The following is a 25,071-nucleotide window of genomic DNA, read 5'->3' as shown; positions in this document are numbered from 1 at the left end:
GCGGGGTGGAGCAGCTTGGTAGCTCGTCGGGCTCATAACCCGAAGGTCGTCGGTTCAAATCCGGCCCCCGCAACCAAATACAAGACGATAGATTGAGTACTTATTTAGTATACAATTGTTAAGTCGTCTACGGATGCGCCGCTTGATTCAACGCCTGCTTCTCGCAACCAATCACATCGCTCTTTTCATAATGCTGCGAAGCATGAATCCCCAAAAGCTAAACTTTTATCCGCATCATATGATGTCGGACGATTTCGTTTGTGTTTAAAACACGATATGAATCGGCTGACGTACAGTATGATGAGGCTTCGCGTGTTTTATCTACTTTAATTAACAGAGTTATCCACATACGTCGTTCTGTGGATAAGTTGGTTGATAAAGTGTTTTTAGCTTGACTTTTTATGATGGGGAAGAAAGATCTTTTCTCTAAAATGAAGTTGAAACAACAAAGAAATACCAATTAAATCTTTGTTATATAAAGAAAAAATAAGTTTTTTGTCGGATCGAGTACGTTAAAATACGATCATTAACTGGTATTTTTTTGATCCTAGTCATTTCTCCGAGCTGTGTTTAACTTTTTTCTGTTAGCTTGTTTTTCTTGAATCTCAAATTTTTTTCCACATTACAAAATTGAGAACAAGGTCATGAATTGAACATGCAAAAGTACTTTCAATCTCTTGCATATAGACTACGCTCTATGCGTCTCTCGGCAGTCCCTTCTCGACTATCCTTATTAAGCGTTGCTTTTTCGTCTCTATAGATGAATTACTCTCAGTGGGGAGTTGATTCAGTTGCTCTGTCAAAGCCCATTTAATGTGCTCATCAAGTAATTTATTTTCACCTTGCCGACTTTCCAGCGCATCTATGATTCGCTGACTATATTCTGCATTACCAAGTGCGACAGCGATGTTACGTAGCCACTGTATATGACCAATACGACGGATAGCGGAGCCTTCCATATTTTTTAGAAAAGTCGCTTCATCCCAGTTAAACATGTCGACGAGGTCAGGGTTTTTGAAACTGTCACGACGGTGGAAATCATCTTGCTCCGTTATGTCGGCGTAGCGGTTCCATGGGCAAACCAATTGACAGTCGTCACAACCATAAATGCGGTTACCCATTGGCTTTCGAAACTCTTCAGGAATCACGCCATCGAACTCGATGGTGAGATAAGAGATACAACGCCTGGCATCGACAACTTTGTCTTCAACGATGGCTTGTGTTGGGCATGATGTAATGCATGCTTTGCATTTACCGCACTGATCAACGCTTGGCTCATCTACGGGTAGTGGTAAGTCGATAAGTAGTTCACCTAAAAAGAACCACGATCCACAGTCTTGATCTAAAATCAGGGAATGTTTCCCGGTCCAACCTAAGCCCGCTTTTTGGGCGAGAGGTCGCTCTAATATTGGTGCGGAATCAACGAAAGGTCGGTAACCATATTGACCAACCTCTTGTTCAATAAGTTTGCCGAGCTTATTTAGCTGCTTTCTGACGAGCTTGTGATAATCACGCCCTAGTGCGTAGCGGCTAATATAGGCATGACTTTTATTCGCGAGGTTTGAAGCGAATTGAGCCTCTGGTGGCAGATAGTCCATCCGGACGCTGATAACACGAACGGTTCCCGGGAGTAGCTCATGGGGTCTAGCACGCATCATGCCGTGACGAGCCATCCAATCCATTGAGCCGTGATAGCCTGCATCAAGCCATTTTTGTAGTGCTGCTTCATGTTCACTCAGATCAACGTCGCAGATCCCAACTTTTTGGAAGCCGAGTTCTTTTCCCCAAACTTTGATTTGTTGTGCGAGTTGTTCGTAGTTCATGTTAACCACCGGAATAAAGGGGGGCGGATCTTAACGGATCTCTGGCTTTGGTGCTACCCAGTTAGGTACGTTTTTGATGTTGTGAATACTGCTTATTGAAGTCATTTGCATATATTCTAAATCTAGGTCGATACTAAGATGATTAAGATACCGTTTATTGGATACTTTTTTCGCACATATGACATTTGAAAGCTTGTCTCTCAAAACCAACACGGTTTACTATTCCTGTTCTTTTGATTTTTATATAGTCAACGATCATTAGTTAGAGAAGCATCAATGAGCACGAAACAATTCAATTTAAAAGATGAGCATGAAACGGTTGCACTAGGCACCGCTCTGGCTCAGCTTTGTTCCCAGCAAACCACAATTTATCTGCATGGTGATTTGGGTGCAGGTAAAACAACCTTTAGTCGTGGTTTTGTCCGTGCTCTTGGTCATCAAGGTAACGTGAAAAGTCCAACTTATACTCTAGTCGAACCGTACCAGTTGGATCAGTGGCAAGTATATCACTTCGACCTTTATCGTCTTGCGGATCCTGAAGAGCTTGAGTTTATGGGGATTCGAGACTATTTCACAGACGATGCGATTTGCTTGGTTGAATGGCCTGAAAAAGGGCATGGCTTACTGCCACAACCGGATCTTGATGTAAACATTCGCTACCAAGGTGAGCAACGTGTAGCCGAACTAACAGCTAATAATGATTATGGTGTGCAGTTACTCAGTCGATTGGAGCTATGTTGAGTTTTTCAAATTTTAGAGTGGTGGCGACGTTTGTCGCCACTTTTCTCCTTCTCATCCCCAATTTAGCATTTGCTAACGTCGTTAAGAGTTTTCGAGTTTGGCCTTCACCTGATGAAACGCGTGTTGTCATCGATTTAGGCTCGGAAGCTGACTATTCCTATTTCTCTTTATCAGGGCCGGATCGCCTTGTCGTGGATTTAAAAAGCACGACGATGCAGGCCAAACTACCTGTTACTGTTACGGATAGCCCTGTTTTAAAACTGGTACGAAAAAGCTCGCCTCCAGAGAAGGGCACTTATCGTTTGGTGTTTGAACTAAAAAAGAGCGTTCAAGCGGAGTTATTTAAATTAAGCCCAACACCAGGTGGGCAGTATGGTCACCGCTTGGTGATTGATTTACCGCACGGTAAGAAGGCATCGACCTCTAAACCGAGTAAGCCAGCTGCGGCCAGCAAAGACATGAGCTCAGTTCAACGAGCTCAAGAAGTGTTAATTGTTATCGACCCTGGTCACGGTGGGGAAGACCCTGGCTCTATTGGCCCTTCACGTCGTAAGTACGAGAAAGATGCGGTATTGAGTATCTCAAGAAAAATTGCTGCTCAGCTCGATGCGACTCCTGGTATTAAAACGCGCATGACTCGTACGGGAGATTACTTTGTAAACTTAAACCGTCGTGTCGCGATTGCTCGTGAAAATGATGCACACTTACTGATCTCCATTCACGCTGATGCGTTTACCTCACCGAAGCCTCGCGGTGGTTCGGTCTTCGTACTAAATACTCGTCGTGCAAATACCGAAATTGCTCGTTGGGTCGAGAACCATGAGAAACAGTCTGAGTTATTGGGCGGCTCGGGTAATGCGTTCTTCACGAAGACAAAAGATCGTAATGTGAACCAAACTTTGCTGGACTTGCAGTTTAGTCACTCACAAAAAGAAGGCTATAAACTGGCAACAGAAATCCTAGGTGAGATGGGACGTGTTGCGCACCTGCATAACACCAAACCGATCAACACCAGCCTTGCGGTTTTACGCTCTCCACAGATTCCGTCTGTGCTAGTGGAAACGGGCTTTATTTCTAACCCAACAGAAGAGCGTTTACTGTTTCAACGAGCGCACCAAGATAAGTTAGCTCAGGCTATCACTAAGGCGGTCGTCAAGTACTTAAAAGATAACCCACCAGAGGGTACGGTGTTCTCGCCTTCAGCGAAGCCAATGGTACATATTGTAAAGCGTGGCGAGTCATTATCGGTGATCGCGAACAAATATGGGCTTAGCTCTAAAGCGCTGATGTCGGCAAACAACTTGAAGTCGACAGGCTTGGCAATTGGTCAGAAGCTCAACATTCCTTCTGCTGGTACGATTAAAGTGCCAAGTAAACCGATTACTGTTGAGACAGAAACCATTACGCACAAGGTTAAGTCTGGTGAGTTCTTAGGTAAGATTGCGAATCACTATAAAGTGAAGGTTTCAGATATCCGCCGAGAGAATAACTTGAAGTCAGATACGTTGTGGGTAGGGCAAAAGTTGAAGATAACGGTCGCGGTAAAAGATAAACCGATTCGTAAGCACAAGGTTTCTCGGGGTGAGTTCCTTGGCAAAATAGCGTCCAAATACGGCGTTAGCGTATCGAGCATTCGTAAAGCGAATAACTTACGCTCTGATCAGCTAGCGGTTGGGCAAGTCCTGATCATTCCAAACAAGTAGGTGAGCTTCTAACTCATTATGACGATTAAAATTTTGCCAGCCAGACTTGCAAACCAAATCGCCGCAGGGGAAGTGGTCGAAAGACCTGCTTCTGTGATTAAAGAGCTGGTTGAAAATAGTCTTGATTCTGGCGCAACTCGAATCGATATCGATATCGAGAAAGGAGGCGCAAAGCTGATTCGTGTTCGTGATAACGGAAAAGGTATCGCGAAAGATGAACTCGGCTTAGCGCTCAGTCGTCATGCGACATCTAAGATACATACCTTAGATGATCTCGAAGCCATTATGAGTCTAGGTTTTCGCGGTGAAGCGTTAGCCAGTATTAGCTCAGTCTCGCGTTTGACGCTCACGTCGCGTCCTGCGGCACAAGAAGAAGCCTGGAGTGCCTACTCCGAAGGGCGTGATATGCAGGTGAAGCTTAAGCCAGCAGCGCACCCGATTGGCACTACCGTTGAGGTGTTGGACTTATTTTTTAATACTCCAGCGCGTCGCAAGTTTCTTCGTACGGAGAAAACCGAATTTGCTCATATTGATGAGTTATTGAAACGCATTGCGTTAAGCCGCTTTGATGTCACCATCAATGTGCGTCATAACGGCAAGATCATCCGTCAATATCGCGCGGCGAAAAATCAGCTTCAAACCGAAAAGCGTATTGCTGCTGTCTGCGGTAATGCGTTTGTGCGGCATATGCTCAGAATCGAGCTTGAGCATCAAGGGTTAAAGCTACATGGGTGGATTACCACACCAGAGGGAGCAAGGCAGCAAAGCGATTTACAATATTGCTATGTGAATGGCCGAATGATGCGTGACAAATTAATCAATCACGCGATTCGTCAAAGCTATGAAATGAGCTTAAAGCCAGATCAGTTTGCTGCGTATGTGCTCTTTATTGAGCTAGATCCGCACCAAGTAGATGTGAATGTTCACCCTGCTAAGCATGAAGTGCGTTTCCACCAAGCTCGTTTGGTGCATGATTTCATCTATCAAGCTTTGACGGATGCACTTGCGCAAAGCGCCGTGATTGATAAACCACAGGTGAATGAATCGGCATTTCATCGCGTGGAACCGACTGAGTCTGAAGAGATTGAGCATTCGCCAGAGCCTGAAAATGTACAAGAGCCAGCATCTTCACCAGTACCAGAGCGGGTTTATCAAGCGATAGAGAGTACACCGGCTTATCCTGGACGCAGTGATTATGAAGTGAAGCCTCGTAATAGCGGTCCTAGTGAAACCTCCGTGCGAGAGGCGCGCGTAGTGGAGTCATTCAAACGTAATGATTGGGTGGAATCCAAACCTGCACCAAAGCCAAGTCACAGTAAAGAGCGCCACGTAGAACCAGCGCCAACTAAACAAGAAGTACGCGCTTATCACGAGCTGCTGAAAACGCCAGAGTTTGAGGCTCAGGCAGTCACTCCAATAGCGCCCCAAACGATAACTTCGCACACATCAATGCCATCGATTACTGCATTAGGCAAAGCGCTGATGGTGGTCGATGAACAATTTGTTTTGATGAGCAGTGACAGTGGGGCGGCGTTAGTCTCGTTACCTAGAGCAGAATTTTATCGTGTAAAAGGCCAGCTCACTCCAAGCGATGGTGCACTCAAGGCACAACCTCTGCTTGTTCCTCTATCTATTAAGTTAGAGCCCGAATTAGTGAGACTGGCCCAAGATTATCAACAAGATTTGGCATTGCTTGGTATTCAATTGAAAGCGAGAAACGAGCACGCCTTAATGGTGATGGGCGTCCCAGCTCCGCTGCGTCAACAAAACTTACAAAATTTAGTACCAGATCTGTTATCTTACGCGCAATCTTGTGTGAACGAAGGTATAGCAGCGGCTCAGATGCTGTCTGAGTTGATAGATTGGCTCGCATTACAGGTCACGACAGTGAAGAGTCACTATACTTTTTCTGAAGCCATTCAAATTATTGCGGAACTTGAACAGCTAAGACATGGTCAATTGCCATTAGAAGATACAAAATTCGTATCCGCTGTTGATTTCTCTGCCACGATAGCCAAATTAAAACCATGACAGATAAACTACCTTTGGCGCTATTTTTAATGGGGCCAACTGCATCAGGCAAAACTGAGCTGGCGATTCGTCTTCGTCAAAAATTTCCGATTGAGATCATCAGTGTTGATTCTGCTTTGATCTACAAAGGGATGGATATCGGTACGGCGAAACCGGATGAAAAAGAGTTAAGTTTGGCGCCTCATCGCTTGATAGATATTTTGGATCCAAGTGAATCTTACTCTGTCGCCGACTTTCGTCGAGATGCATTGAAAGCGATGGATGATATTGTTGCAGAAGGAAAAATTCCACTTCTTGTGGGTGGAACAATGCTGTATTACAAGGCGTTACTTGAAGGTTTATCACCACTTCCTGCTGCAAATCCTGAAATTCGTCAGCAAATTGAACAAGAGGCATTGACTAAAGGTTGGTCAGTGTTGCACGATGAACTCAAAGAGGTTGATCCTGTGTCAGCCGCGAGAATCCATCCCAATGATCCCCAACGTTTATCTCGGGCATTGGAAGTTTTTCGCATTTCAGGTAAAACTTTGACTGAATTGACTCAAACGAAAGGTGAAAGCCTACCATACCGAGTCAAGCAGTTTGCAATAGCTCCCAAGGATAGGGCAGAACTTCACCGTCGGATTGAACTCCGTTTCGAGAAGATGATGGAAGCGGGCTTTGAAGAAGAAATGAAAGCGTTATATTCGCGAAAAGATCTTCACCCCGATCTTCCTTCCATACGATGCGTCGGTTACCGACAGATGTGGGAGTATTTAGATGGGGAGTGTACACGTGACGAAGCGGTATTTCGTGGCGTATGCGCGACTCGTCAATTGGCCAAGCGTCAAATCACCTGGTTACGCAGCTGGGATGATTTAACTTGGTTGGATAGCGAGAACATTGAACAGGCATTAGAAACGATGTCGGAAGCAATAGCATCTGATTGACATAGCTGTGTATAATGTGATCGTTTTTGCGTGAACGCACTCTCAAAGGATCTGTTGTTGGCGGTTTTTATACTATGCTGCTAATTACTTAGAGTGCATTTTTGATTCGTTTAGCTCAGATGCAAAAGCCGTATCTTTTGCATTGCACCACTAGCTAAATAATTACAACTACAAATTAAATAAGGAAAATAAAAATGGCTAAGGGGCAATCTCTACAAGACCCATTTCTAAACGCGCTACGTCGTGAGCGTATCCCGGTATCTATCTACCTTGTGAATGGTATTAAACTACAAGGTCAGATCGAATCATTCGATCAATTTGTGATCCTGCTGAAGAATACTGTTAACCAAATGGTGTACAAGCACGCGATCTCAACAGTTGTGCCGGCTCGTCCAGTGAGCCATCACAGCGGTGAACGTCCACAAGGTGAGCGTCCACAAGAGAAATCTGAAGATTAATTCTTCATCGAGTATTTTTAAAATAAGGAGTTGATTGCTTGTTTGACCGTTATGAATCCGGTGAGCGAGCCGTACTTGTTCATATCAACTTCACGCAAGAAGGTGAATGGGAAGATCTGGCTGAGTTCGAAATGCTGGTTTCTTCTGCTGGGGTAGAGGCGCTACAAGTGGTAACTGGTAGTCGTCAATCCCCACACCCTAAATATTATGTCGGAGAGGGTAAGGCCCAAGAGATTGCTACAGCGGTACAATCAACGGGTGCCGAAATTGTGATTTTTAATCACGCCCTCTCTCCTGCCCAAGAACGTAACCTCGAAGCACTGTGCCAATGTCGAGTTCTCGACCGCACTGGTCTTATTCTCGATATCTTTGCTCAACGAGCTCGAACACACGAAGGTAAGCTACAGGTAGAGCTGGCTCAACTTCGTCATATCTCTACTCGTTTGATTCGTGGTTGGACACACCTTGAAAGGCAGAAAGGTGGTATCGGTTTACGTGGCCCGGGTGAAACCCAGCTGGAAACCGACCGTCGCTTATTGCGTGACAGAATCAAAGCCATCCTGCGACGCTTAGACAAAGTAGCGAAGCAGCGTGAACAAGGGCGCCGCGCCCGAAATCGAGCTGAAATCCCAACGGTTTCACTTGTGGGTTACACCAACGCGGGTAAGTCGACACTCTTCAACCGTATTACAGAAGCTGGCGTGTACGCGGCTGATCAATTATTTGCTACTTTGGACCCGACTTTACGTAAGATAGAGTTAGCAGATGTTGGTCCTGCCATCTTGGCAGACACGGTTGGTTTTATTCGACATTTGCCACACGACTTGGTTGCGGCCTTCAAGGCAACCTTGCAGGAAACGCAAGAAGCTGACATTTTGTTACATGTTGTTGATGCCAGTGATGAGCGTTTTCGTGAGAATATTCAAGCTGTTCATGAAGTACTAGAAGAGATCGACGCGCATGAAGTGCCGACTCTGGTTGTCATGAACAAAATCGACAATCTAGATTCGCAGAAACCACGTATAGAACGAGACGAGGAAGGCGTACCTCGCGCAGTTTGGGTTTCAGCAATGGATGGGTTGGGCATTGATGTCCTGTTTGAGGCTCTGACGGAACGTCTGGCGTCACAAATGGTCGAGCATCAGTTGCGAATTCCTCCACAGTATCAAGGACGATTCCGTAGTACCTTCTTCCAAATGAAGTGTATTCAACGTGAGGAATATGACCAGGATGGTAACTTGTTGATCGATATTCGAATGCAGCAAGTAGATTGGTCTAGACTTGAAAAAAGAGAAGGGGCAGTTTTGACTGGCTTTATAGTCACTTAAAGGACTGCTACAGTATAACGTCATATCAAATGATGGAGCTTTCTAATGGCGTGGAATGAGCCTGGAAATAACAACGGCAACAATGGCCGCGATAATGACCCTTGGGGTAATAATAATCGTGGTGGCCAGCGTCCTGGTGGCCGAGATCAAGGTCCGCCAGATTTAGATGAAGTGTTCAACAAACTGAGTCAAAAGCTGGGCGGCAAGTTTGGTAAAAAAGGCGGCGGTGGTTCTCCAATCGGCGGCGGTGGTGGTAGTGCAATTGGCTTTGGCGTGATTGCTCTGATTGCTGTTGCAGTTTGGTTCTTCGCTGGTTTTTACACCATCGGTGAAGCAGAGCGTGGTGTTGTACTGCGTTTAGGTAAATACGATCGTATCGTAGACCCAGGTCTTAACTGGCGTCCTCGCTTTATTGATGAGTACGAAGCGGTAAACGTACAAGCGATTCGTTCACTACGTGCATCTGGTCTAATGCTGACCAAAGATGAAAACGTTGTAACAGTTGCGATGGATGTTCAGTACCGAGTGACTGACCCATACAAATACTTGTACCGTGTAACCAATGCAGACGACAGCTTGCGTCAAGCAACGGATTCTGCACTACGTGCAGTAATTGGTGACTCATTGATGGATAGCATTCTAACCAGTGGTCGTCAGCAAATTCGTCAAACTACGCAAGAAACACTGAACCAAATCATTGATAGCTATGATATGGGTCTGGTACTTGTTGATGTGAACTTCCAGTCTGCTCGTCCACCAGAGCAAGTGAAAGATGCGTTTGATGATGCAATCGCAGCACGTGAGGATGAAGAGCGTTTCATTCGTGAAGCTGAAGCATACAAGAACGAAATCTTGCCTAAGGCAACGGGTCGTGCAGAGCGTTTGAAGAAAGAAGCACAAGGTTACAATGAGCGTGTCACTAACGAGGCTCTTGGTCAGGTAGCACAGTTCGAAAAACTATTACCAGAATACCAAGCAGCGCCTGGTGTAACGCGTGATCGTCTGTACATTGACGCAATGGAAGAGGTGTACTCAAGCACTTCGAAAGTGTTGATTGACTCGGAATCAAGCGGCAATCTTCTTTACCTTCCAATCGATAAGTTGGCGGGACAAGAGGGCAAAGCAGATACCAAACGTAAATCGAAGTCATCTTCAACCTATGATCAAATTCAACTTGAGTCTGATCGTACACAAGAAGACACTTCGAACACGCAGTCTCGTTCAACAGGTTCACGTCAAGGGAGATACTAAGAATGCGTAAGTTAATGATCCCTGTACTGGTAATCGCACTGGCATTAATGTTGATGTCTTTGTTTGTGATTCCTGAAGGTGAGCGTGGTATCGTGGTTCGATTTGGTCGTGTCTTGAAAGACAACAACGACATCACTCGAATTTACGAGCCTGGTCTGCATTTCAAGATGCCTTTGTTTGACCGTGTGAAACAACTTGATGCACGTATCCAAACAATGGATGGCCGTGCAGACCGTTTCGTAACGTCTGAGAAAAAAGACGTTATCATTGATACCTACGTGAAGTGGCGTATTGAAGATTTTGGTCGCTACTACCTCGCGACTGGCGGTGGTAACTCGCTAACGGCAGAGGCACTACTTGAGCGTAAAGTGACGGACGTGCTTCGTTCTGAAATCGGTGCTCGTGAAATCAAACAGATCGTATCTGGTCCACGTAACGATGATGTGCTACCAGAAGACGCAAGTGCCGATGTTGTCGCAACTGAAGCGGCTCGTGAGGCGCTTGAGATTGATGGTGAACGCGACCTAATCATGTCTGAAGTATTGAAAGACACGCGTGAAAGCGCAATGAAAGACTTGGGTGTTCGTGTCGTTGATTTCCGAATGAAGAAAATCAACCTGCCTGATGAAATCAGTGAGTCTATCTACCGTCGTATGCGTGCGGAGCGTGAGTCCGTTGCTCGTAAGCACCGTTCTCAAGGTCGTGAAAAAGCGGAAGTTATTCGTGCTCAAGCAGAACTAGAAGTAGCAACTATTCTCGCTGAAGCTGATAAAACTGCGCGTGTGACACGAGGTGAGGCGGATGCTGAAGCTGCGAAGATTTATGCTGAAGCATACAACAAAGACCCTGAGTTCTTTAGCTTCCTACGTTCGCTACGTGCGTATGAGAAGTCCTTCAGCTCTAAGAGCGATATTCTGGTGCTTGATCCGAAGAGTGAGTTCTTCCAATACATGAACCAGTCGAAGGGCAGCATGGAGAAATAATCTCCGCGTCTCATTGAAATAAAAGGCTCCTTAGGGAGCCTTTTTTGTATCTGATGCTAAGTGCTAGCTCATCATGATGGCGATGACGGCTCCAGCAACTACTAGGCAGCCACCGATGCGTCGTAGCTGATTGTTGGGTTGTTCACTTAATTGAGCCACCATATTCCGCCAACCGTTAGGAGCAATCAGTGGCCCAATGCCTTCCACGATCAAGACGAGCCCAATCGCCAACCATATGGATTCAGACATAGCGCTTTCCAGTCGAATAGAGAAAGCTAAATACTATCAGTGATATGCTGATTTCAAAATGAACAAAGCGGCAAGATGACATTCTGGTAGCAACTCTGTGAACAAAAAATGACTGCAAGAAGCGTGATTCGGTGCTAGAATCCATTTTTAACTAGCAATCAGACTTGGAAAGATGGGAAATAACGTAGTCGTTCTAGGCACCCAATGGGGTGACGAAGGTAAAGGTAAAATCGTAGACCTTTTAACTGAAGATGCAAAATACGTGGTACGCTACCAAGGCGGTCACAACGCAGGTCACACTCTCGTAATTGACGGTGAAAAAACCGTTCTTCACTTAATTCCATCAGGTATCCTTCGCGATAACGTAAAATGTGTTATCGGTAACGGTGTTGTACTATCACCTGAAGCTCTACTTAAAGAAATGAAGCCTCTTGAAGAGCGCGGTATTCCAGTACGCGAGCGTCTTTTCATTTCTGAAGCATGTCCGCTAATTCTTCCTTACCACGTTGCAATGGACCAAGCTCGCGAAATCGCTCGCGGTAAAAAAGCTATCGGTACTACTGGTCGTGGTATCGGTCCAGCATACGAAGATAAAGTTGCTCGTCGTGGTCTACGCGTTGGCGACCTATTCGATATGGCGACTTTCGCAGAGAAGCTAAAAGAAGTCATGGAGTTCCATAACTTCCAACTAGTTAACTTCTACAAAGCGGAACCAGTAAGCTACGAAGAAGTACTTGAGCAAGCTAAAGGCTACGCTGAACTACTAACGTCAATGGTTATCGACGTAACTGACGAACTAGACGCAGCACGTAAGCGCGGCGACAAGATCATGTTCGAAGGTGCACAAGGTACACTACTTGATATCGACCACGGTACTTACCCGTACGTAACGTCTTCTAACACGACTGCTGGTGGTGTTGCTGCAGGTTCTGGTTTTGGTCCTCGTCACATCGGTTACATCTTGGGTATCGCAAAAGCGTACTGTACTCGCGTTGGTGCTGGTCCATTCCCGACTGAACTATACGACGGTTTAGATAAGCAAGATCCAATTGGTAAGCACTTAGGTGAAGTTGGCCACGAGTTCGGTGCGACAACTGGTCGTCTACGTCGTACAGGTTGGTTCGATGCTGTTGCTATGCGTCGTGCAATCCAAATCAACTCTGTATCTGGTTTCTGTCTAACTAAACTAGACGTACTAGATGGTCTAGAAGAGCTAAAAATCTGTACTGGTTACAAGATGGAAGATGGCTCCGTGCTAGAAGTTTCTCCGATGGCTGCTGAAGCATTCGAAAAAGCAACGCCAATCTACGAAACAATGCCTGGTTGGTCTGAGAACACATTTGGTGCTAAGTCACTAGATGCTCTACCACAAGCCGCTCTTGACTACATCAAGCGTATTGAAGAGCTAACTGGCGTTCCAGTAGACATCATCTCTACAGGTCCTGACCGTAACGAAACTATCATCAAAGTTCACCCATTCGAAGCTTAATTGATAGCCGTTAAAGATTGCAAAAGCCGACCTTCTGGTCGGCTTTTTTGTATCTGAACAAAAACAGCGTGACTCTCATATGGCAAGCTTTTGCCGCTGAGCCTAAATCAGAGGCAAAAATTGTCTAAAGCTTAGCTGTTTTTTGCCGATAAGGTTATCAAGCAGAGGAGATCCTTCACCGATCTTTGGTTTCTTAGATACCTTAAGGGTACGTTTATGAAGTTACGAACAGTGGCTGCTTCACTGTTGTTGACCTTGGTTGCTACCACAGTGAAAGCCAATGTTGCTGATGTGGGGGCACCAGTTCCGATCTATACCGAAGCAGAGCTGATAAAGCTTATTGAGCAAAATAAGCACTTACAACGTGTGCGCGCTGATAACTGCCAGCTGGTGGAGGATATCGTAGCTCGTGCGACTCGAATTAACTTACCCGCTTATGAATTTCTGTACGGAGATATGTTGGCTTGGGGTGTGTGTGTCGAGCAAGATGTCGAACTGGGTCTTTACTACATCGAAAATGCAGCGCATCAGGGGTTACCAGCTGCACTAGAGCAGATTGGCCGATACTATTCGCGTGGCACTTTAGTACAGCAAGATAAAGAACGTGCAATTCCATATTTGCGAGAAGCTGCGTCAATGGGAAACCTAAACGCGCGTATTCATCTGGCCGAGTTGCTTTTACGTGATTATGGCAGTCCACTCGATTACGAAGATGCGTATCGTTGGTTATATAACTCTGTCACAGCAGATAAGCGGCAGCATAAGCGCATAACTGTATTGAGAAACGGCCTTGAACAGCGCATGCCACAAAACGTTATTGCTCGAGCTAAACGGCGAGACACCTTTTGGTAACGCTTCAATATTGCAAACAACTTCATACAACAAAGCCCACGTCACGTGGGCTTTGTTGTTTTCCCGATAGTTGGTAGCGCTTAAACCACTTTGTGTGGACCGAAGCATTCGTAATGGAATTGCTCTTCTGGTACGCCAAGTTCTAATAGCTGTTTCGCTACGTGCTGCATAAATCCTACAGGACCACAGAAGTATACCTGCACGTTATCTTGCTTTAATGCAGCTTCAATTTCATACAGATTGACAAAGCCCGTGAAGTGGAAGTCTTCGCCTAGCTTGTCTTCTGCCGTTGGTTGGTTATACCAAACGAGCGCGTTCATATTTTCTTTTTCTGCAACGAGTTGGTTTACGTGTTGCTTGAAAGCATGCTGTTGGCCATTTTCTGTTGCATGAACCCAAGTTACAGGTGCTTGATGTGCTGAGAGACTTTCTAGCATTGACAGCGTTGGAGTAAGTCCCACACCAGCAGAAATTAGAACAACGGGTGTTTGTGGTTCGGCATCCATAAAGAAATCACCGGCAGGGGCTGCAAGCTGCACTTTTTCGCCAATGTTCAGGCTATCGTGCAGGTAGTTCGACACTTTTCCGCCTTCTTCACGTTTTACTGAGATACGGTAGGTGTTCTCTTGGACCGCAGAAGACAGGCTATATTGGCGAATTTCTTGGTTTTCTAACTGGTCACTGTTGATGTAGATGCCAAGGTATTGTCCCGGTTTATACGGCGCCACTTTTTGGCCATCGGTTGGCTTGAACACAAAGCTGCAAATGTGTTTGCTCTCAATCTTTTTATCGACTAATTCAAATTCGCGTAGACCGCGCCAGCCGCCTTCCAAAGCTTCATTTTGTTGGTAAATTTGTTCTTCGCGCTGAATAAATACATTCGCAAGTACGCCGTAAGCCTCAGCCCAAGCATCCAACACCTCTTGACCTGGATTAAAAAGCTCATCGATTGTTGCAAGTAAATGCTTACCAACGATTTGGTACTGATCTTCTGTGATCAAAAAGCTCGTGTGCTTATGCGCAATTTTCTCTACTGCGCCAAGCAGAGCTGGCAAATTTTCAATATTGGCAGCATAGGCACAGATAGCGTTGAATAATGCTTCACGCTGATCGCCGTTACGCTGGTTACTCATGTTAAAAATATCTTTCAACTCAGGGTTATGAGTAAACATACGCTCGTAAAAGTGCGCGGTCAGTTTTGGTCCTGTTTCGGCGATGAGTGGTGCGGTCGCTTTGACGATCTCGATAGTTTGATTGCTGAGCATAAGGGCTTCCTACTTTAAGTTGTATTTATAATGCATGTTTAAAGTTGTATCTCAAATGTATCTTTCGATCAAGAAAAGATTTACACTTTTATCGATAGCTCAAGTTTGGGGTTTTAGTATCACCAGCGGGTTATTGAGTCGCACTTTGGGAGAGAATATGCAGTTAACTAGTTTCACTGATTATGCGTTGAGAACCTTAATTTTCTTGGCTTCGTTGCCGGAAGATGAGTTAACCAGCATTACCGAAGTGACGGATTTATTTGGTGTGTCGCGCAACCATATGGTTAAAGTTATCAATCGGTTAGGACAGTTGGGTTATGTCCATACCGTGCGCGGAAAAAACGGTGGTATCCGGCTGATGAAGCCAGCATCTGAAATCACAGTCGGTGGTGTTGTGCGCGATTTAGAGCCGTTAGATTTAGTCAACTGTGGTGTGGATTTTTGCCATATTACCCCTGCTTGCCGCCTCAAAGATAAATTGGCGAAAGCAAAAAGTGCCTTTCTGGCGGAGTTGGATGATTGCACGATTGAATCCTTGCTCAGTGACAATTCTGAACTTTTGATCTTGCTGGCTCGTCCTTAACTCATTTGCATGCCTAGAGTCGATCTCGATCATTCTTTTTTCAAAGCAATTCTGTAGCTTATCGAGAGACTCAGATATACTAGCCACATACCTTCCTTGCTAGATAGGCGTGCCTATGTCAGACAATATTCCAAACGATCCTTTTGCAGATCGTGAATCCAAAAATTACGAAAATCCAATTCCAAGCCGAGAGTTTATCATCGAGTTTCTAGAGCAAGCGGGCGTTCCAATGAATCGTAACGACTTGTTTGAGGCACTAAAGCTTGAGGGCGAAGAGCAATACGAAGGGTTGCGTCGTCGGCTACGTGCGATGGAGCGAGATGGCCAACTGGTGTTTACCCGCCGTCAGTGCTATGCATTGCCTGAAAAACTTGAAATGGTGAAAGGTTACGTGATTGGTCATCGTGATGGCCATGGTTGGGTACGTCCAGAAGGCAGCGTCGGCAAGGATGATGATATTCTGTTACCGCACCATCAGATGAAGAACATCATCCACGGTGATTTTGTCTTAGTGCAACCGACAGACAACAGCAAGCGCGGCCGCCGTGAAGGACGTTTGGTGCGTGTGCTAGAGGAGCGCAATGATCAAATCGTTGGTCGTTTCTTCCTTGAATATGGATACTCCTATGTTGTCCCAGATGACTCGCGTATCAGCCAAGATATCCTGATCCCAAATGAGCACAAAGCGGGTGCACGCATGGGTAACGTAGTCGTAATTGAAATTACTGATCGTGGCTCACGCTCACGCGGCATGATGGGTAAAGTGGTTGAAGTCCTTGGTGAAAATATGGCACCAGGTATGGAAACACAAATTGCGATTCGTACACACCAAATTCCTCACGAGTGGCCAGAAGCCGTCGATAAACAAATCGAAAACTTGGGCGAAGAAGTACCAGAAGAAGCCAAAGTTGGTCGTGTGGATCTACGTGATTTGCCACTAGTGACCATTGACGGCGAAGACGCACGAGACTTTGATGATGCCGTTTACTGTGAAAAGAACAAAGAAGGTGGTTGGCGTTTATGGGTAGCGATTGCTGACGTCAGTTACTACGTTCGTCCTGACTCTGCGTTGGACAAAGAAGCGATCAATCGTGGTAACTCAGTATATTTCCCGTCGCAAGTTGTGCCGATGTTGCCAGAAGTACTATCGAACGGCCTATGTTCGCTTAACCCGCAAGTAGATCGCTTGTGTATGGTGTGCGAAATGACCATTTCCGATACAGGTAAGCTGTCTGGTTACAAGCATTACGAGGCGGTGATGAACTCGCACGCTCGTCTCACATATAGCAAAGTGAGCGCGATTCTAGAAGGGGATGAAGAACTACGTGAGCGCTACCAGCCGCTTGTTTCTCATCTAGAAGAGTTGCACAAGATGTACAAAGTGCTGAAAGAAGCACGAGATCAACGCGGTGCAATCGAATTTGAAACCGTTGAAACCAAATTTATTTTCAATGCGGAACGTAAAATCGAAAGTATTGAGCCAGTAATTCGTAATGACGCGCATAAGATCATCGAAGAATGTATGATTTTAGCCAACATTGCTTCGGCATCGCTGGTAGAAAAAGCGAAAGAGCCCGCGCTTTATCGTATCCACGAATCTCCAGGTGAATTACGCCTGCAAGGTTTCCGTGACTTCTTAAGTGAACTTGGTCTTGAGCTAAAAGGTGGTTTAGAGCCTTCACCAACGGACTATGCTGATCTCGCACGTCAAATCTCCGGGCGTCAAGATCAAGAGTTGATTCAGACCATGCTGCTACGCTCAATGAAGCAAGCGGTATACAACGCAGATAACGCGGGGCACTTTGGGTTGGCATTGAAACGCTATGCGCACTTTACGTCGCCAATTCGTCGTTACCCTGACTTGTTACTTCACCGTGCAATCAAGTATCTGATTGCTAAAGAAGAAGGTCGTAATCAAGATCGCTGGACACCAACAGGTGGCTATCATTACTCGTTTGACGACATGGATTTTTACGGCGAACAATGTTCGATGACAGAGCGCCGTGCTGATGATGCAACACGTGATGTTGCGGATTGGCTGAAGTGTGAATATATGCAAGACCACGTCGGTGACGAACTAGACGGTGTTATTGCTAATGTCACTAGCTTTGGCTTCTTTGTACGTTTAACGGATTTGCACATCGATGGTTTGGTACATATTTCTACCCTTGCGAACGACTACTATCAATTTGACCCGATTGGTCAACGACTTATTGGTGAAAGTTTCGGTAACATCTACCGCTTAGGTGATGCAGTAAAAGTAAAAGTACTGGCTGTTAACCTCGATGATAAGCAAATTGACTTTGAATTGGTCGAAACAAGTCGTAAGCTACGCGGCGAAGGTAAGACTGCGAAGAAACGCGCAGCGGAAGCAAAACGCAAAGCGAAAGATAAAAAACGCGCTGCGACTCGCTCTTCATCGAAAGAAGGTGGCGCGGCTCGTGCAGTTCCTGCGATAGAGCCAACTAAACGCCCAGAAGAAACGGGTGCAACGAGTAAGCGTTATGGCCCAAAACGTGGTGACGCCGAAGGCAACGAGAAGCCTAAAGTGAAAAAAGCACGTAAAAAGAAGCCGCACAGTAAGCCGAAGAAAACCAAGCGCACTAAAAAAGAAGCGCAGTAGGTTGAAGCGCCAACTTAGTTCAAACTCGGTTGGCGCAGGCAATACGACCAGAACAACAGGTTAAACAATGAGTAACGAATTTATCTACGGCATTCACGCAGTGAAGGCGGTATTGGAGCGCGAACCAGAGCGTTTTATCGAGGCGTACGTTTTAAAAGGTCGTCAAGATGATCGCCTAATGCCAATCCTAAATGATCTTCAGGTTTGTGGCGTTTCTATTCAGCAGATGACACGTAAAACCTTGGATGACAAAGCGCGCGGTGCAAATCACCAAGGCATCATCGCTCGTGTGAAACCAGCGAAGCAGCTGAATGAGAACGATATAGATGACATCCTGGCGCAGCACGAATCACCACTGCTATTAGTGTTAGACGGCGTGACCGATCCACACAATCTTGGTGCGTGTTTACGTAACGCAGATGCGGCAGGTGCTGCGGCGATCATCGTACCGAAAGATCGTTCTGCACCGATGAACGCAACCGTAAGCAAAGTGGCTTGTGGTGCAGCTGAAGTCGTGCCATTGATCCGAGTGACTAACTTGGCTCGTACTATGCGTACACTGCAAGAGCAAGGTATCTGGTTTGTTGGTACGGCGGGCGAAGCAACGCACGACATCTACCAAGCAAAACTGACTGGACCCCTTGCTATCGTAATGGGGGCAGAAGGTGACGGTATGCGTCGTCTGACTCGTGAAACCTGCGACGATTTGATTAAGATCCCAATGGCTGGTAGCGTTTCAAGCTTGAACGTATCTGTGGCATCCGGCATCTGTTTGTTTGAGGCAGTTCGTCAGCGTATTGCTGCAAAGTAACGACGAAACAAACAGTTACTGTAGAATCAGACATAATGATAAAAACAAAGGATGGGGTGCCATCCTTTGTCGTTTTCACCGATTTATAAATAAAAATCCTCAGGGAAGTTATGACTCAACAAGACATTAAATTCATCGCCTTCGATCTAGATGGTACTTTGCTTGATAGCGTGCCAGATCTAGCTGTCGCGGCAGACCAAGCAGTACAGGCGCTTGGCTTTCCATCGGTTTCAGAAGAACAAGTTCGTGATTACGTGGGTAACGGCGCAGACGTGCTTATTGGTCGCTCATTAAGCCAAAGCCTGACCATCAACCCGGAGCTGAGTGAAGAGCTTCGTGCTAAAGCGCGTGTATTGTTTGATGATTACTACGAGCAAAGCGGTCACAAGCTAAGTCATCTTTACCCAACGGTAAAAGAGACACTAGCAGAGCTGCACAAAGCGGGCTTTGTTATGGCGTTGGTGACTAACAAACCTTCAAAGTTTGTGCCTGACGTTTTGGAAAAGCACGACATCGCAAAATACTTCGTTGATGTCCTTGGCGGTGATGCATTCCCAGAGAAAAAACCAAACCCAGTAGCATTGAACTGGCTAATGGAAAAGCACCAAATCCAACCAAGTGAAATGCTGATGGTTGGCGACTCGAAAAACGACATTCTCGCAGCAAAGAATGCAGGCTGTGCCTCATTTGGTCTGACATATGGTTACAACCACGGTGAACCTATTTCAGCATCAAATCCAGATTTCGTCGCTGACAGTTTGGCAGAATTATTGGACGTTGTAGCGGTTTCTGCATAACGGCTACAAAAGAGCTTCCAAAATACTCGTTAATGAGTACACTGAGTAAACCGTGCACCTATTACTGCACGGTTTTTTTCATTTAATTAGATTAAGAAGTCAAAGGAATCATTCTAATGAGCAAACCCATTGTATTGAGTGGTGTTCAACCTTCAGGTGAACTAAGTATCGGTAACTACTTGGGTGCTCTACGTCAATGGCAGCAGATGCAAGACGATTATGATTGCCAATATTGTGTGGTAGACCTTCACGCGATTACGGTTCGTCAGGACCCTAAAGCGCTGCATGAAGCAACTCTAGACGCACTGGCAATTTGTCTGGCAGTTGGTGTTGACCCGAAGAAGAGCACGCTATTTGTTCAGTCACATGTACCAGAGCATGCTCAATTAGGTTGGCTTCTTAACTGCTACACTCAAATGGGTGAGCTGAGCCGTATGACTCAGTTTAAAGACAAATCGGCACGTTACGCGAATGACGTAAACGTCGGTCTATTTGACTACCCGGTGTTGATGGCGGCTGACATTTTGCTTTACGGTGCACACCAAGTACCTGTAGGCAGTGACCAGAAGCAACATCTAGAATTAGCGCGCGATATCGCAACGCGTTTCAACAATATTTACTCGCCAGAGCAGCCAATCTTCCAAGTTCCAGAGCCTTACATTCCGACAGTAAATGCGCGTGTAATGAGCCTTCAAGATGCAACGAAGAAGATGTCTAAATCTGATGACAACCGTAAGAACGTTATCACGCTGCTGGAAGAGCCTAAGTCGATCCTTAAGAAGATCAACAAAGCGCAAACCGATACCGAAACGCCACCAAGTATCCGTCATGATATCGAGAACAAGGCGGGCATTGCTAACCTAATGGGTCTGTACTCCGCGGCGACAGGCATGAGCTTCGAAGAGATTGAAGCGAAGTACCAAGGCGTAGAAATGTATGGCCCATTTAAGAAAGATGTTGGTGAGGCAGTTGTAGCAATGCTTGAGCCAATTCAAGCAGAATATCACCGTATTCGCGCTGATCGTGCTTACATGGACGAGGTAATGCAGCAAGGCGCTGAGAAAGCCTCGGCACGAGCGGCTGAAACGCTTAAGAAAGCATACGAAGCAGTAGGTTTTGTAGCTCGCCCATAGTTGCTAAGAACGAATACGAAAAAGCTCCACTTTGGTGGAGCTTTTTTTATGCCTGTATTACTGAAATGGTGTGTCTTTCATACAGCGTTCCATGTCGTAATATTCAACACGTCCTCGAGCCCCTAGAAAGGCAGACTTCACAACCATGCCTCTATCAATGAAGTAACTAAGCTGTACGCATGATATATCGTAGCTGAGTTCTTTAATTCTCGCTGGAATCCAGTAGGTTCCTGGCGTTCTTAGACGCTGAGTAAAGGTAATAACACCCTCGTCACTGACTTCTAGCTCTTCAATACCATCCAGTTCATTTTTGGCTGATTCGATGATGTCTTGATTCGCCGTAGGTTGAAGTGGCTCACTGGCGGTCAACTGACACCCCGCTATCAAGCCAAGTAGGGAGAGAGCTAGCACACTGCGTTGAATTTTTTTCATTTGTCGTTCCTGGGTTTACAGCTAATGAGATCTTATTGTCTCGCGCAGGTGTTATATCTTTTGTGTATGTTTTTGGCTAGTGAGTAATGAAAAGTTATTGAATAAATCATGAAAACTTTGAAGTATGAGGGGCCTGTATAAGAGAGAACGAAGCGAGTAATAGATTCTTGGGCTTGAACAGTGATACAAGTGAAAATTAAAGCATTCTAAATTAGTGACTAATTATATTTTTTATTTGTAACGGAACGGTTGGGTTAATAAGCAACTCAACAAGTGATGTATTTTCTACTCCTTAACATGAAGTGAAAAAGTAAACTGAGTAATCAATCTAAATTCTGACTTGTTTATCAATAGCGCTCTGTATTTATTACAAAAAATGTTTGAATGGGATGCTCTGGCATATTTTCTTATATTCACATGTGATTCATTTCACGGCTTTAATTACTCATTCTTATTTATTTCATAAATAAACCTGATAGTAGACGCAAATGGCAGGCTCTAACCAGAGCTAAGTTTGCATTTACATAAATATCAGGTATGACAATGGACACGTTAATCAAACCCTCAATACTCGCATTAACCATCGCCAGTGCACTTAGTGCAAACGCGAACGCAGAGATTATTATTTCCCAATACGTAGAAGGCGGCGCTTATAATAAAGCGGTAGAGATCGCTAATACGGGTGATACTGCGGTGACACTCACTGGCTACGAGTTGGCGAAATCATCAAACGGTGGTGGTACTTGGGGCAGCACATTCGACCTTAGCCAAGTGACGATACAAGCTAACCAAGTGTATGTACTGGCGCATGGTGACGCGAGCGATGCCATCAAAGCTGTCGCCGATATCACAGATAAAAGCGTTGCGAACTTTAACGGTGACGACCCGATCGCACTGCTTAAAGATGGTGAAGTGCACGACATCATCGGTGTGATGGGTGACGTAGATTTTGGTAAAGACACCACATTAGTTCGTAACAGTGATGCACTAACCCCTTCTGCTACTTATGATGCATCTCAGTGGACGGCATTTGAGAAAGACAACATTGACGGCCTTGGTGAGCTAAATGCGACTGAGCCACCAGCACCATTCGCTTGTGAAGTCGACGGTCAGCAACCTAACTTCACTACCATCCAAGATATTCAAGGTGAAGGCGATACGTCTCCATTCATTGATGGTTACCCATACATTACTGACGAAGATCATTTCGTAACTGGTGTCGTGACTGCTGTTACCACTGGCCTAACCAAAGGTTTCTACCTACAAGCATTAGAAAGCGACAACAACGACAAGACCTCAGAAGGCTTGTTCATTCATACCGACGCGGCGGACACGGCGCTGAAAGCTGGTGATGTTGTTTGTGTGAAAGGTAAAGTTCAAGAGTATTACAGCAATACTCAGCTTGCTTCTGATGCTAACAGCTATGTGAAAACAGGCACCTCTGAAACCTCTCGAGTTACCGATCTTGTTATCAAAGAAGGTGAGACACTACGTGATGCGCTTGAGCGTCATGAAGGGATGCAAGTTGAGTTGACCTCGGCAAGTGACTTGTTTGTAACTCGCAACTTCTCTTACGACTACGATTCACGTCGTAACAATATGATGCTCTCTCATGAAGCGCCATTGTTAAAGCCGACTCAATTACACGCGGCAGAGAGCGATGCAGCCGTTGAGCTAGCAAAAGACAACGCAGCAAACCGCGTATACCTAGAATCAGATGGCAAAGCACCAAACGGCCAAATCCCATACTACCCAGATTTTGCTAAAGATGCAGACCAAGATGGCTCTTCAGAGCAGCACATTCGCCTTGGTTCTCGAGTAGAAGGTCTTCAGGGTGTCGTGGCTTACAGCTACAACGAATACCGCCTGATTGCGACCAATGAAGTCGATAACACCAACTTTGTGACTTCAGGTGAAGGCTTCGATGTGGCTCGTAAAGATGCCCCAGCGATTGCGGACTCAGATTTGCGTATTGCAAGCTTCAACGTACTGAACTACTTCAACTCCGTGGCTGACAGTGGTCATGAAAACCCAACCGGACAAAACCGTGGTGCGACTAATCTAGACGAATTCCTGATCCAGCAAGCGAAAATCGTTGCGGCGATGAACAAGATGGACGCAGACGTTATTGGTTTGATGGAAGTGGAAAACAACGGCTTTGGTGATGGCAGTGCTATCCAAAACTTAGTTGATGCCCTAAATGCTGAGATTGATGACGCTGAAGATCATTACACGTATGTCGAAATCGAAGAGCAAGACAAATACCAAGACGAATACTTTGGCAGTGATGCGATCATGGTGGCGATTTTATATCGTGCTAACGCAGTAACGCCAAAAGACGCTGCAAAAGTGATCATCACGCCAGAGCAGCACATTGCAGAAAACACAATTACTCGTAAAGAGGGCACAGAAAGTAACCCTGCTTACGATAAGTACCAACGCCACAGTCTACTTCAGACCTTTACGGTGAAAGAGACGGGTGAAGATTTGTCTATTGTCGTAAACCACTTTAAGTCGAAAGGCTCTGAGTGTATTGAAGAGTGGATTGCCGGTGTAGAAGATTCTGAGCCAGCGGATCTGCAAGGCAACTGTAACAACTTCCGCGTTTCTGCTGCGCACGCAGTGGGTGAAGCGTTGAAAGAGGTGAAAGGCGATGTATTGCTCATGGGCGACCTCAATGCTTATGGCATGGAAGACCCACTTCTGACACTGACTGATTACTCGAAAGAGAAATACGGCCGTGACATTTATACTGCTGCTTACACAACCATTGGTGATGGTGAACTTCAAGTAGAGAAGACCAAAATTGAAAAAGGTTACGGTCTGCACAACTTAAACACGTTGCTGCACGGCACTGATACGTTTTCTTACACCTATTCGGGCGAGCTGGGTAATTTGGACCACGCATTGGCAAGCAGCAGCCTAGCGCAAAAAGTGGTAGCAATTGAAGATTGGCACATCAACTCACTAGAGAGTAACTTGTTCGAATACAGCAGCAAGTACACAGGTGATATGCCGAAGTACAAAGATGCGTTCTCTGCCTCTGACCACGATCCAGTGATCATCGCGATTGATTTACCAGATACAGATATCGATCTACCAAGCTCAGGTGAAAACCTAGCAGTGGAAGTTCGTCTACCACCAAACGCAGTTGTCGGTGATATCGTGACGGTAAGCCTAACGGAAGCAACTCAAGCGGCGTCGTCAACGTCTGATACTGATGATTACGAAGCGAGTGCAACTCTGACACAAACAGACATTGATGCTCGTAGCGTGAGTGTGGAATTCGACAAAGCACCAACGGAAGGTCAGTACGTTCTAGAAGAGAAAGTGACAGATTCTACCGGTAACACGGTTAAGTTCAGTGATTCTCGCGATGTTACGCTAGAGCCGTCGAGCACTAACCCATCAGACGATGATGATGATGGTGGTTCATTTGGCTTTGGCGCGCTATTTGCGCTGCTAGGTCTCGGCTTATTCCGTCGTCGCCGCTAAGCGAATTTACTTCCTGACAAACAGTTCCTAAATAGCTGTAAAGACCAAAGGCCAGCCTATGCTGGCCTTTTTATTCAGCAAAAACTTGCCTTTCT

General features: G+C 45.7%; 20 protein-coding genes. 16 read left to right on the top strand and 4 right to left on the bottom strand.

The window, feature by feature from the left end:
• Positions 1-695: 695 nt before the first annotated feature.
• On the bottom strand, positions 696-1,823 hold the full coding sequence (queG, locus tag R8O70_RS22945) for a tRNA epoxyqueuosine(34) reductase QueG (protein ID WP_005381370.1): 1,128 nt from the start codon (positions 1,821-1,823) through the stop codon (positions 696-698).
• A gap of 276 nt (positions 1,824-2,099) precedes the next feature.
• Between queG and tsaE the strand changes: the two genes are divergently transcribed.
• From tsaE to hflC, 8 genes are all read left to right on the top strand, one after another.
• The gene (tsaE, locus tag R8O70_RS22940; protein WP_005381372.1) at positions 2,100-2,564 is read left to right on the top strand and encodes a tRNA (adenosine(37)-N6)-threonylcarbamoyltransferase complex ATPase subunit type 1 TsaE; all 465 of its coding nucleotides are present in this window, start codon (positions 2,100-2,102) and stop codon (positions 2,562-2,564) included.
• Positions 2,558-4,267, top strand: a complete 1,710-nt coding sequence (locus R8O70_RS22935) for an N-acetylmuramoyl-L-alanine amidase (RefSeq protein WP_005381374.1) — start codon at positions 2,558-2,560, stop codon at positions 4,265-4,267. Before tsaE ends, R8O70_RS22935 begins: the two co-directional genes overlap by 7 nt.
• 18 nt (positions 4,268-4,285) lie before the next feature.
• Positions 4,286-6,298 carry a DNA mismatch repair endonuclease MutL gene (gene mutL / locus R8O70_RS22930; protein WP_065274929.1) on the top strand — a complete coding sequence of 671 codons (2,013 nt, stop codon included), beginning with the start codon at positions 4,286-4,288 and terminating at the stop codon, positions 6,296-6,298.
• Positions 6,295-7,227, top strand: a complete 933-nt coding sequence (gene miaA / locus R8O70_RS22925; RefSeq protein ID WP_047103958.1) for a tRNA (adenosine(37)-N6)-dimethylallyltransferase MiaA — start codon at positions 6,295-6,297, stop codon at positions 7,225-7,227. The genes mutL and miaA overlap by 4 nt, the downstream gene beginning before the upstream one ends.
• A 194-nt stretch (positions 7,228-7,421) precedes the next feature.
• Positions 7,422-7,685, top strand: a complete 264-nt coding sequence (gene hfq / locus R8O70_RS22920) for an RNA chaperone Hfq (protein ID WP_005381379.1) — start codon at positions 7,422-7,424, stop codon at positions 7,683-7,685.
• Positions 7,686-7,723: 38 nt separating this feature from the next.
• Positions 7,724-9,013 carry a ribosome rescue GTPase HflX gene (gene hflX, locus R8O70_RS22915; protein ID WP_005381380.1) on the top strand — a complete coding sequence of 430 codons (1,290 nt, stop codon included), beginning with the start codon at positions 7,724-7,726 and terminating at the stop codon, positions 9,011-9,013.
• A 45-nt stretch (positions 9,014-9,058) separates the two neighbouring features.
• The gene (hflK, locus tag R8O70_RS22910; protein WP_017633728.1) at positions 9,059-10,264 is read left to right on the top strand and encodes an FtsH protease activity modulator HflK; all 1,206 of its coding nucleotides are present in this window, start codon (positions 9,059-9,061) and stop codon (positions 10,262-10,264) included.
• 2 nt (positions 10,265-10,266) lie between these two features.
• Positions 10,267-11,247, top strand: coding sequence for a protease modulator HflC (gene hflC, locus R8O70_RS22905; RefSeq protein ID WP_005381382.1), 981 nt, complete (start codon positions 10,267-10,269; stop codon positions 11,245-11,247).
• Positions 11,248-11,310: 63 nt separating this feature from the next.
• On the opposite strand, the gene R8O70_RS22900 is transcribed toward hflC, so the two are convergent.
• The gene (locus R8O70_RS22900; protein WP_005381383.1) at positions 11,311-11,496 is read right to left on the bottom strand and encodes a DUF2065 domain-containing protein; all 186 of its coding nucleotides are present in this window, start codon (positions 11,494-11,496) and stop codon (positions 11,311-11,313) included.
• 172 nt (positions 11,497-11,668) lie between these two features.
• On the opposite strand from R8O70_RS22900, the gene R8O70_RS22895 reads away from it, so the two are divergent.
• Entirely contained in the window at positions 11,669-12,985 is a 1,317-nt protein-coding gene (locus R8O70_RS22895; RefSeq protein ID WP_005381385.1) for an adenylosuccinate synthase, read from the top strand.
• Positions 12,986-13,201: 216 nt separating this feature from the next.
• Positions 13,202-13,837 (top strand): flagellar protein MotX, encoded by a 636-nt coding sequence (gene motX, locus R8O70_RS22890; protein WP_005381388.1) that lies wholly within the window; start codon positions 13,202-13,204, stop codon positions 13,835-13,837.
• A gap of 80 nt (positions 13,838-13,917) precedes the next feature.
• Here motX and hmpA read toward each other — a convergent pair whose 3' ends face one another.
• Positions 13,918-15,102: an NO-inducible flavohemoprotein gene (hmpA, locus tag R8O70_RS22885; protein ID WP_065274928.1), complete on the bottom strand. Its 1,185-nt coding sequence runs from the start codon at positions 15,100-15,102 to the stop codon at positions 13,918-13,920.
• 157 nt (positions 15,103-15,259) lie between these two features.
• Here hmpA and nsrR point away from each other — a divergent pair, with 157 nt between their 5' ends.
• From nsrR to trpS, 5 genes are all read left to right on the top strand, one after another.
• The gene (nsrR, locus tag R8O70_RS22880; protein ID WP_005381392.1) at positions 15,260-15,685 is read left to right on the top strand and encodes a nitric oxide-sensing transcriptional repressor NsrR; all 426 of its coding nucleotides are present in this window, start codon (positions 15,260-15,262) and stop codon (positions 15,683-15,685) included.
• 115 nt (positions 15,686-15,800) lie between these two features.
• A complete protein-coding gene (rnr, locus tag R8O70_RS22875; RefSeq protein WP_205461575.1) occupies positions 15,801-18,308 on the top strand; it encodes a ribonuclease R in 2,508 nt (835 codons plus the stop codon).
• Between the two features lie 67 nt (positions 18,309-18,375).
• Positions 18,376-19,119: a 23S rRNA (guanosine(2251)-2'-O)-methyltransferase RlmB gene (gene rlmB / locus R8O70_RS22870; RefSeq protein WP_017633733.1), complete on the top strand. Its 744-nt coding sequence runs from the start codon at positions 18,376-18,378 to the stop codon at positions 19,117-19,119.
• Between the two features lie 110 nt (positions 19,120-19,229).
• Positions 19,230-19,916, top strand: coding sequence for a phosphoglycolate phosphatase (locus R8O70_RS22865; protein ID WP_005382834.1), 687 nt, complete (start codon positions 19,230-19,232; stop codon positions 19,914-19,916).
• A 116-nt stretch (positions 19,917-20,032) separates the two neighbouring features.
• Complete coding sequence (gene trpS / locus R8O70_RS22860) at positions 20,033-21,049, top strand: tryptophan--tRNA ligase (protein WP_005381398.1); 1,017 nt, start codon at positions 20,033-20,035, stop codon at positions 21,047-21,049.
• Between the two features lie 57 nt (positions 21,050-21,106).
• Here trpS and R8O70_RS22855 read toward each other — a convergent pair whose 3' ends face one another.
• On the bottom strand, positions 21,107-21,481 hold the full coding sequence (locus tag R8O70_RS22855; protein WP_005381401.1) for a hypothetical protein: 375 nt from the start codon (positions 21,479-21,481) through the stop codon (positions 21,107-21,109).
• 543 nt (positions 21,482-22,024) lie between these two features.
• Between R8O70_RS22855 and R8O70_RS22850 the strand changes: the two genes are divergently transcribed.
• Complete coding sequence (locus R8O70_RS22850) at positions 22,025-24,976, top strand: ExeM/NucH family extracellular endonuclease (RefSeq protein WP_205461576.1); 2,952 nt, start codon at positions 22,025-22,027, stop codon at positions 24,974-24,976.
• Positions 24,977-25,071: the final 95 nt, after the last annotated feature.

The organism is Vibrio sp. 779(2023) (assembly GCF_033344285.1).
Lineage (GTDB): Bacteria > Pseudomonadota > Gammaproteobacteria > Enterobacterales > Vibrionaceae > Vibrio > Vibrio alginolyticus.
The sequence above is the reverse complement of the archived record's forward strand: the minus strand, read 5'-3'. Positions and strand labels throughout refer to the sequence as shown.

Coding starts and splice junctions, on each gene's coding strand:
- queG (WP_005381370.1), bottom strand. CDS start 1,823: ATGAACTACGAACAACTCGCACAACAAATCAAAGTTTGGGGAAAAGAA.
- tsaE (WP_005381372.1), top strand. CDS start 2,100: ATGAGCACGAAACAATTCAATTTAAAAGATGAGCATGAAACGGTTGCA.
- R8O70_RS22935 (WP_005381374.1), top strand. CDS start 2,558: ATGTTGAGTTTTTCAAATTTTAGAGTGGTGGCGACGTTTGTCGCCACT.
- mutL (WP_065274929.1), top strand. CDS start 4,286: ATGACGATTAAAATTTTGCCAGCCAGACTTGCAAACCAAATCGCCGCA.
- miaA (WP_047103958.1), top strand. CDS start 6,295: ATGACAGATAAACTACCTTTGGCGCTATTTTTAATGGGGCCAACTGCA.
- hfq (WP_005381379.1), top strand. CDS start 7,422: ATGGCTAAGGGGCAATCTCTACAAGACCCATTTCTAAACGCGCTACGT.
- hflK (WP_017633728.1), top strand. CDS start 9,059: ATGGCGTGGAATGAGCCTGGAAATAACAACGGCAACAATGGCCGCGAT.
- hflC (WP_005381382.1), top strand. CDS start 10,267: ATGCGTAAGTTAATGATCCCTGTACTGGTAATCGCACTGGCATTAATG.
- R8O70_RS22900 (WP_005381383.1), bottom strand. CDS start 11,496: ATGTCTGAATCCATATGGTTGGCGATTGGGCTCGTCTTGATCGTGGAA.
- R8O70_RS22895 (WP_005381385.1), top strand. CDS start 11,669: ATGGGAAATAACGTAGTCGTTCTAGGCACCCAATGGGGTGACGAAGGT.
- motX (WP_005381388.1), top strand. CDS start 13,202: ATGAAGTTACGAACAGTGGCTGCTTCACTGTTGTTGACCTTGGTTGCT.
- hmpA (WP_065274928.1), bottom strand. CDS start 15,102: ATGCTCAGCAATCAAACTATCGAGATCGTCAAAGCGACCGCACCACTC.
- nsrR (WP_005381392.1), top strand. CDS start 15,260: ATGCAGTTAACTAGTTTCACTGATTATGCGTTGAGAACCTTAATTTTC.
- rnr (WP_205461575.1), top strand. CDS start 15,801: ATGTCAGACAATATTCCAAACGATCCTTTTGCAGATCGTGAATCCAAA.
- rlmB (WP_017633733.1), top strand. CDS start 18,376: ATGAGTAACGAATTTATCTACGGCATTCACGCAGTGAAGGCGGTATTG.
- R8O70_RS22865 (WP_005382834.1), top strand. CDS start 19,230: ATGACTCAACAAGACATTAAATTCATCGCCTTCGATCTAGATGGTACT.
- trpS (WP_005381398.1), top strand. CDS start 20,033: ATGAGCAAACCCATTGTATTGAGTGGTGTTCAACCTTCAGGTGAACTA.
- R8O70_RS22855 (WP_005381401.1), bottom strand. CDS start 21,481: ATGAAAAAAATTCAACGCAGTGTGCTAGCTCTCTCCCTACTTGGCTTG.
- R8O70_RS22850 (WP_205461576.1), top strand. CDS start 22,025: ATGGACACGTTAATCAAACCCTCAATACTCGCATTAACCATCGCCAGT.